Annotated in this window: 1 protein-coding gene; it reads left to right on the forward strand. The window is 61.1% G+C overall.

Going from position 1 to position 9,627, the window contains the following annotated elements; genetic code table 11:
- Positions 1–844: 844 nt before the first annotated feature.
- Positions 845–9,627, forward strand: an 8,783-nt coding sequence (locus tag MnOB_RS14850) for a peroxidase family protein (RefSeq protein ID WP_077525000.1), incomplete at its 3' end; no start/stop codon positions are given.

Raw genomic sequence — 9,627 nt, forward strand, 5'->3', positions numbered from 1 at the left:
CAAATCGCCGTTCTTTTTTCATGGCTCCCCGGAAATCCGCGAAGAACCTTTTTTGTGCCTGGTAGGAACTGGCCCGGTAAATCGATTGGAAGTGTCTATCTTGCCGCTTTCGTACTGCTACAAAGACGGCGACGACTTCTTGGCATTGCGATAAGTAGCTACTCCTGAACCAAGCAAAAACAGTGCCGGTGAATTGCCCGGATTTCTCATTTGAGTCAACGGTTGTAATCCGCTGATAAATGGGAAGTCGGTTTGCGGCCGCTCTAGAACGCCACTTTCAGCAGCTCGGAGAAGAGCGTGCCAGGACTGCTGGAAGAGTGCTACCGCATGTTGAATGCCCTCTCCCTTTGATGTGTTTGCAGTTAAGTGTTTTTAATCAATAACTTAACTTGTTTTTACATTTAGAAACATATGTCGACGTTTTATTGACAGTGCGAAAGGCCAGGGCTTTAGTCAGGGTGTGTACGAGCATGACTGTTTTTTGGCACGCAGCAGTGTTGAGGGACATCGCTGTGGCGCCCGCCACAAGAGTGCTAGGGAGAACACCGCAATGAGCATCGATTCATTCTCGCGCAGTGGGCCAGATGGTCCATCAGCTTGTGCCGCCCCTCGGGTTCGCTTTCACGGCCCGCCTTAGCCCTGAGTTGAAGTGCCGCCTTACAGCGCGGCGCGGATAGGGACAAATCCATTCAGTCGGAACTGAGCCACTTCCAAGGCTTGGCGGGTTCGGCCGCGACTGCGATTTGCCCGGCTTGATCGATTTCCTTCGAAGAAACGTGGAATCGCACCCGCGTGGGCGTGATTCGGCCTGACTAATTGCTGTCGGATTGAGGAAAACAACACCATGGCCACCTATATCAAGTCTGATCTTGAGTTCATTCTCCAGCAGATCCTTATCGCTGAAGCTCACGCGGCAGGCGAGGACCTTTCGCTGCTGTTGCCGAACTCGCAGGTACCCTGGGGCCTGCGGACCGTCGATGGTTCGTTCAACCATCTAGTGCTCGGTCAAACCGAGTTCGGGGCTGCGGACAACCTGTTCCCGCGCCTGCTCGATCCGACGTTCCGCATTGCGGAAGGCGGCACCACCTACAGCCAGACCACTGGCCTGGTGATCGATTCGCAGCCGAGGATCATCAGCAACCTGATCGTCGACCAGACCGCCAATAATCCGGCGGCTGTTGAAGCCAATGGTGGCGCGGCTCCTGTCCTCAGCCCGGGCCTCGACGGCATCTTTAACACGCCGGATGACCAAGAGGTGTTCTTCATCCCCAACACCACACCGGATGAAGGCCTGTCGGCACCGTTCAACTCCTGGTTCACCTTCTTCGGTCAGTTCTTCGACCATGGCCTGGATCTGGTGAGCAAAGGCGGCAGCGGGACCATCTTCATCCCACTGCAGCCGGACGATCCATTGTTCAACCCGGCCAGTCCGACCAATTTCCTGGTCCTGACCCGCGCGACCAATCAGCCGGGCCCGGATGGCCTCCTGGGAACCGCGGACGATATCCGCGAGCACACCAACACGACCTCGCCCTTCGTCGACCAGAACCAGACCTACAGCTCGCACCCCTCTCACCAGGTGTTCCTGCGTGCCTATGTCGCCACCGCTGACGGTCCGGTAACCACTGGCAAGCTGATTACCAACCGTAATCTGGTGGATGGTGTCTTCGGCAATGGCAACGACATCGACCTGGGCGGCATGGCCACCTGGGCAACTGTCAAGGCTCAGGCTCGAGACGTCCTCGGCATCAACCTGACCGACGCTGACGTGGGCAACATTCCGCTGCTGGCGACCGACCCCTATGGCAATTTCATCAAGGGACCCAACGGCTACCCGCAGGTCGTGATGGCCGGTCCGGATGGTCTGCCGGGAACCGCTGACGACTTCCTCATGGAAGGCAACCCGGCTGCTCCGATCAGCCTGGTGGGGGCCGTACGTACGGGCCATGCCTTCCTCGATGACATCGCCCATAGCGCCAATCCATTCAACAGTCAGACTGGCGCGCTGCTGACAGCCGACGCCGATGGCGTTGCCGGAACCGACGATGGCAACCCCGCTACCTACGACAACGAATTGCTGGATTCCCACTACATCGCCGGCGACGGTCGGGTGAACGAGAACATCGGCCTTACCGCTGTCCACCAAGTGTTCCATTCCGAGCACAACCGTCTGGTGGACCACACCAAGCAGGTGATACTGGATTCCGGTGATGTGGACTTCCTCAATCAATGGTTGCTGACGCCGGTCGCCGCCATTCCGACCGATACCTCGACCCTTGTGTGGAACGGCGAACGTCTGTTCCAGGCTGCCAAGTTCGGTACCGAGATGCAGTACCAGCACCTGGTATTCGAAGAGTTCGCCCGCAAGGTTCAGCCGAACGTCGATGCGTTCCTGATTCCCACTGGCTTCGATGCCACCATCGACCCATCGATCGTCGCCGAATTCGCCCATGTGGTGTATCGCTTCGGTCACTCCATGCTGACTGAAACCATCGATCGTCTCGACCCGAATTTCGTCAACAGCGAGATCGGCCTGATCGCCGCCTTCCTCAACCCCCTCGCGTTCGCTGCCAGCGGTGCGGATGCGGACGCCGCCGCTGGCGCTATCGTGCGCGGCGTAACCCGCCAGCAAGGTAACGAGATCGACGAGTTCGTCACCGAGGCGCTGCGTAACAACCTGCTGGGCCTGCCTCTGGACCTGGCCACCATCAACATCGCCCGTGGCCGTGACGCCGGCATCCCGTCGCTGAACGCGGCTCGCCGCGAGTTCTTCGCAGTGACCGGGGACAGCCAGTTGGAGGCCTACAGCAGCTGGGTCGATTTCATGGGTGGCCTCAAGCATGAGGCGTCGCTGATCAACTTCATCGCGGCCTATGGCACTCACTCCACCATCATCAACGCGACAGGCGTCGACGCCAAACGCGCAGCCGCAACAGCCATTGTGCTAGGTGGTGCAGGTGCGCCGGAGGACCGGTTGGCCTTCTTGCATAGCACTGGGGCCTGGGCTAGCGGCGCGAATGGCGTGACCACTACCGGCCTGGATCTGGTTGATTTCTGGATCGGCGGCCTGGCCGAGAAGCAGATGCCCTTCGGTGGCCTGCTCGGCTCCACCTTCAACTTCGTCTTCGAGACCCAGATGGAGGCACTGCAGAACGGCGACCGCTTCTACTACCTGGGGCGTCTCTCGGGCCTGAACTTTCTCACCGAGATGGAGCAGAACTCCTTCGCCAAGATGGTGATGCGCAACACCGATGTCGATCGGCTGCCGGCGGACATCTTCTCTGCGCCAGGCCTGATTCTTGAAGTGGACATCGCTCGGCAGTTCAATGCCGGCGTCGTCAATAACCCCGGCGCGGACGGAGTTCTCGGCGACGATCCATCCACCCCCCTGGTCGATGAAAGCGCAGATGACGTCGCGACTCCAGGCGAGGACCCGCTCGGAGACAACGTGCTGGTTCCGCTGGTGATCCGCGACAATCCGGCAACTGCCGGCGCAGATACTAACTACCTGCGCTACACCGGTGACGAGCACGTGGTGCTTGGCGGTACCGACGGCAACGATATCCTGATCGCCAATATCGGCGACGACACGCTCTGGGGCGACGGCGGCAACGATCGGCTGGAAGGTGGCGATGGCGTCGACAGCCTGAACGGCGGTGCCGGTGACGACATCATTTCCGACATGGGTGGTGACGATAACATCAAGGGTGACGACGGCAACGACGTCATCCAGGGCGGCAATGGCTTCAACCTGATCCTCGGTGGCGCCGGCAACGACTTCATCATTACCGGCGAAGACGTGTCGGAAACCTTCGGTGGCCCTGGCAACGACTTCATCTATGGCGCCAAGGGCAACCTGCAGACCGCCGGCAACGAGGGTGACGACTGGATCGAGATCGGTACCCAGGACGGTGCCCCCGGCGATAACTTCTCGCCCTTCGCCCTGGACGAGGTCGCTGGCAATGATGTCTTCGTCGGCGGCGGCGGCTTCGACGAAATGATTGGTGAAGGCGGCGATGACATCTTCTTCGGCTCCGAAGGCGCCGATCACTTCGATGGTGGTTCCGGCTTCGACTGGGTGAGCTACAAGTTCGACCCCTTCGGCGTACTGGCCGACATGATCGTCGACGACTTCTTCGAGCCCCCGGTTCCTGCATCCAATGCAGGCATCTTCGACCGCTTCGCCTTCGTCGAAGGCCTGTCGGGCTCCGAGTTCGGCGACGTCCTCAGGGGGGACAACGCGGATGCTGCCGAGATCGCCGAGAACGGTCCGCTGGGCAGCGTGCTGACCCAGGCCGGCATCGACCTCATCAATGGCCTGCAGGAATTCCTCGGTGCAGGCGTCAGCTCCTTCGGCGCCGGGAACATCATCCTCGGTGGTGCCGGCAGCGACATCATTGAAGGCCGCGGCGGCGATGATCTGATCGATGGTGATCGCGCCCTGAACGCCTATGTCAGTGTGCGGGCGAATGCAGACGGCACGGGTGGCGAGATTCGCCGGGTGGACAGTATCGGTGAGCTCATTCCCGACATGCTCTCCGGGGCGATCAACCCGGGGCAATTGGTGATCGTCCGCGAGGTCGTCCAGACCGACGGTTTCAACTACGACACCGCGTTGTACTCCGGCAACTTCGATGACTACGACATCGACATCGACAACAACGGCACCACACTGGACTTTAGCGATGACGTGATCACCGTCACCCACCTGGAAGTCGACGTCAACGGCGATACCGTCATCGGTGCGGACGGCGTAGACCGCCTCACCGGTATCGAGCGTCTACAGTTCAACGATCAGTCTGTCGCGCTGCGGCCGGGTCTCAACGCAGGCCCGCAGGGTCGTCTGCAGATCAACGACACTACGCCGCAGAACGGCCAGGTACTGACCGCCTCGTCGCTGCTGGTGACCGACGCGAACAATGTCACGGGCGCGAATCCGACAGGCGCCATCACCGGTCCCGTTGCCTACTTCTGGCAGGTGGAAACCGTTGCCGGCTCCGGCCTCTTCCAGGACATCGTCAACGAAGCCGGGGAACGACCAGAAACGGCGCAACGCGACAGCTTCCGTGTAACTGCCGACCTCGATGGCCTGGCCCTGCGGGTGCGGGCGGTCTACAAGGACGCCAATGGCGTGCTGGAGAACGTGTTCTCGAACGCTACTGCCGCGGTGAACGGCAACGTGGTGGTGGCGCCGCCAGCAGCCGTGCCGCAGGAGGATTTTGTCGCCAGTCCCGGCGTGCGTATCATCCGCAGCGATCTGCAGTTCATCCTCGACCAGATCATTATCTCCGAACGCCATGCAGCGGGTGAAAGCCTGCTGGATATCGTGCCGAACTCCCGGGGTGCCTTCGGCCTGCGTACCGTGGATGGGTCCTTCAATAATCTGGTTCCGGGGCAGGAGCAATACGGCGCTGCCGGCCAGCCCTTCCCGCACTTGGTGGATCCGGTGTTCCGTGACGATCAGGATGGCGACACTATCGACCTCAACGGCCCTGGCCCCGGCGGTGAGCAGACCAACACCGACTTCGGTGCGCCCGGCAATGTGGTCGATGTCGATCCGCGGGTCATCTCCAATCTGATCGTGGACCAGACCATCACCAACCCGGCGGCAGTTCAGGCCTACGTGGATGCTGGTCTGGGCACCCTGGACCCGAATGGCGTTCTGCTGGACCTGAACGGTGCACCGATCCCGGCTGGGCAGCCGCTGTTCATTCCCAACACTGCGCCGGACGAGGGGCTGTCCGCGGGCTTCAACTCCTGGTTCACCCTGTTCGGCCAGTTCTTCGACCACGGCCTGGACCTGGTGACCAAGGGTGGCAACGGCTTTGTCTTCGTTCCGCTGCAGCCGGATGACCCCCTCTTCGTTCCGGGGGGGACCTCCAACTTCATGATCCTGACTCGCACCAGCACTGATGCGCCAGGGCAGGACGGTGTGATGGGAACTGCCGACGACATCATCGGTGGTGGGCCGCTCAACATCACCACGCCCTTTGTCGATCAGAACCAGACCTACACGTCCCATCCCTCGCATCAGGTCTTCCTGCGCGAATACGAGCTGAACGCCGCTGGTGATCCGGTCGCCACGGGGCGCATGCTCGATGGCGTCGGTGGCTTGCCGACCTGGGCCGAGGTCAAGGCCCAGGCCGCGCAGTTCCTAGGTATCCGGCTGACCGATGGCAACATCGGAAATGTGCCGCTGCTCGCGACTGATCTCTACGGCAAGTTCATCCCGGGACCGAATGGATTCGCACAGATAGTCACCCTGGTGGGCGACGAAATCGTCCTTGTCGAGGGTGTTGCGGGCGGCCTTGCTATTCCGGGCAACGCGCTGTTCACCGGGCGTGCGTTCCTGGACGACATTGCCCATGCAGCCAACCCGTTCAACAGCCAGACCGGTGCGTTGATGACGGCAGACGCCGATACCGATCTCAACAACGCACCCCCGGCTGGAACGTTCGATAACGAACTGCTCGACCGCCACTTCATCACAGGCGACGGGCGTGGTAACGAGAACATCGGGCTGACCTCCGTTCACCATGTGTTCCACGCCGAACACAACCGCATGGTCGATCAGATCAAGGCTGTGGTGCTGGCCAGCAACGATCCGGATTTCATCAGCAACTGGCAGAATGCGGATGGCAGCTGGAATGGCGAACGTCTGTTCCAGGCGGCTCGCTTCACTACGGAAATGCAATACCAGCATCTGGTATTCGAGGAGTTCGCCCGCAAGGTGCAGCCGCAGGTGGACGTGTTCTTCAATGCCACCCAGGTGTATGACACCCAGATCAACCCGGCGATCGTCGCCGAGTTTGCCGATGTGGTGTACCGTTTCGGCCATTCCATGCTCACCGAGACTGTGGACCGGCTGAACCCGGACTTCACCGACGCGGGCAGCATGGACCTGATCGATGCATTCCTGAACCCGCTGGCGTTCAACAATAACGGTGCCTTGTCGGCTGAAGAGGCTGCCGGCAACATCGTCCGTGGTATGACCCGGCAAACCGCCAACGAGATCGATGAGTTCGTCACCGAGGCGCTGCGCAACAACCTCCTCGGCTTGCCGCTGGACCTGGCGACTATCAACATTGCTCGCGGCCGTGACACCGGCGTGCCCACGCTCAACGCGGCGCGCCAGGAGTTCTACAACGCCACGGGCGACAGCCAGCTGCGGCCGTACACCAGTTGGGTCGACTTCGCCGCTTACCTGAAACATCAGACGTCCATCGTCAACTTCATCGCGGCCTATGGCACCCACGTTGAACTGCTGGCGGCTGACGTCAACACGACTGCAGAGAAGCGGGCGGTGGCCTTCGCCCTGGTGTTCGGTGGCGATGCCGTGATCAACGCAGGAACGCTGGAAGAGCGCATCTTCACCGCCAACACCGAGGATCGCCTGGCCTTCCTCAATGGAGCTGCGGCCACCACTGGGGTCAACGACATCGACCTGTGGATCGGCGGTCTTGCCGAGCGGCAGATGCCGTTTGGCGGCCTGCTGGGCTCGACCTTCAACTTCGTGTTCGAGAACCAGATGGAGAAACTCCAGGACGGTGACCGTTTCTATTACCTCGAACGCACGGCGAGCATGAACTTCCTCACCGAGCTGGAGAACAACTCCTTCGCCAAGATGGTGATGGCCAACACCAACGCGACTCACCTGCCGGCGGATATCTTCTCCGATCCTGGCTTCATCCTCGAAGTCAACCAGGCCCGGCAGTTCACGGGTCTCAATGAAGCGGGTGCGGATGGTATCCAGGGCACTACCGATGACGTAGTGGGTGCCGATGGCATTGCCAACAACTCCGATCCGCTGGGTGGCAGCGCCTTGCTGCCGTGGGTGATCCGGGGCAATCCGGTGAGTGCCGACAATGCCGCCACCCCGTTCTACAACGAGGCGAATACCAACTACCTGCGCTACACCGGTGACGAGCACGTGGTGCTGGGCGGCACCGACGGCAATGACGTCCTGATCGCCAGCATCGGCGACGACACGATCTGGGGCGATGCCGGTGCCGACCGCATCGAAGGCGGCGACGGCAACGACCAGATCCGTGGCGGTATCGGCGATGACATCATCACTGACCAGGGCGGCGACGATAACATCCAGGGAGACGACGGCAACGACGTCATCCATGGCGGCAACGGCATCAACCTGATCCTCGGTGGTTTCGGCAATGACTTCATCATCACCGGTGAAGACGCCACGGAAATCTTCGGGGGGGGCGGCAACGACTTCATCCTCGGCACCCGTGGCAACGAAGCGCAGTTCGGTAACGAAGGCGATGACTGGCTGGAACTGGGCGGTCCCGACGGCAATGCGGGTGACAACTTCAACGAGTTCGGCCTGGACAATATCCCGGGCAACGATGTGTACATCGGCGAGAAAGGCATCATCGACCGTATGGACGGCGAGGGTGGCGACGACATCATGCTCGGTAACGGTGGCGAGGGCGACCGCTATGTCGGCGCCTCCGGCTTCGACTGGGCGGTTTTCCGTGACGACCTGCAGGGGGTCAATATCGAGTTCGACCTGCGTGCCTTCGACGAAACCCCGGTCACTCCGTCGACCGCTTCGCTGCTGACTCGCTTCGAGTTTATGGAAGGTCTATCCGGTTCGTCCCACAGTGACATCCTCAAGGGTGACGACCGCGATGCGGCGGCCATATCCACCTCGGGCGTGAACGGCAGCATCCTCACCAACATCGGCCTGATCGCCGGGTTGCAGGAGTTCCTGGGAGCAGGCGTCACCTCTTTCGGTGCCGGCAACATCATCCTCGGCGGCAGTGGCAGCGACATCATCGCGGGCCGGGGTGGTGATGACCGGATCGACGGCGATCGTTCGCTGACCGTCTATATCAGCGTGAAGCAGAACGCCGACGGCACAGGAGCGGAGATCGACCGCGCCTTCAGCATGACCGAGCTGGTGCACGACATGCTCACCGGCCGCTACACCCCCGGTCAGTTGGTGGTCACTCGAGAGCTGCTCGCCGGCAATGGGGCGTTCAACTATGACACCGCCGAGTTCTCCGGCAACCGCGCTGACTACACGGTGATCAACAATGGTGACGGTACCTGGACCGTTCGGGACGATGTTGGGACTGATGGTACCGACCTGCTGAGTGGCATCGAGCGCTTGCAGTTCAACGATGTCAGCGAGGCGCTGGTGGTTGGCCTCAACAGCGGACCGGTGGGGCTGGCATCGATCAACGATACCACGCCGGAAGTGGGTACTCGCCTGGTGGCATCCATTGCTGGCGTAACCGATGCCAACAACGTCGGTGGCACCATTACCGGGCCGGTGTCCTACTACTGGCAGGCAGATGTTGGTGGTGATGGCGTCTTCGAAGACATCATCATCGAGAATGCCGGTGCTGAGCTGGCCCGTGCCACGGGACAGAGCTTCCTGCTCACTGCCGCTCACGCCGGCCTGGCCCTGCGGGTCAAGGCCATCTACAAGGATGCCAATGGCGTGCTGGAGACGGTGTACTCGGCAGTGACTGCGCCGGTATCGGCCACGCAGACCAACGATGCGCCGACCGGTGCACCGGTGATCAGCGATACCACGCCGACCCAGAACCAGTTGCTGACGGCCTCGCGGGGTACGGTGGAGGACGTCGATGGCACGACGAC

Origin of the sequence: Metapseudomonas resinovorans (assembly GCF_002003485.1) — a bacterium.
GTDB lineage: Bacteria > Pseudomonadota > Gammaproteobacteria > Pseudomonadales > Pseudomonadaceae > Metapseudomonas > Metapseudomonas resinovorans_D.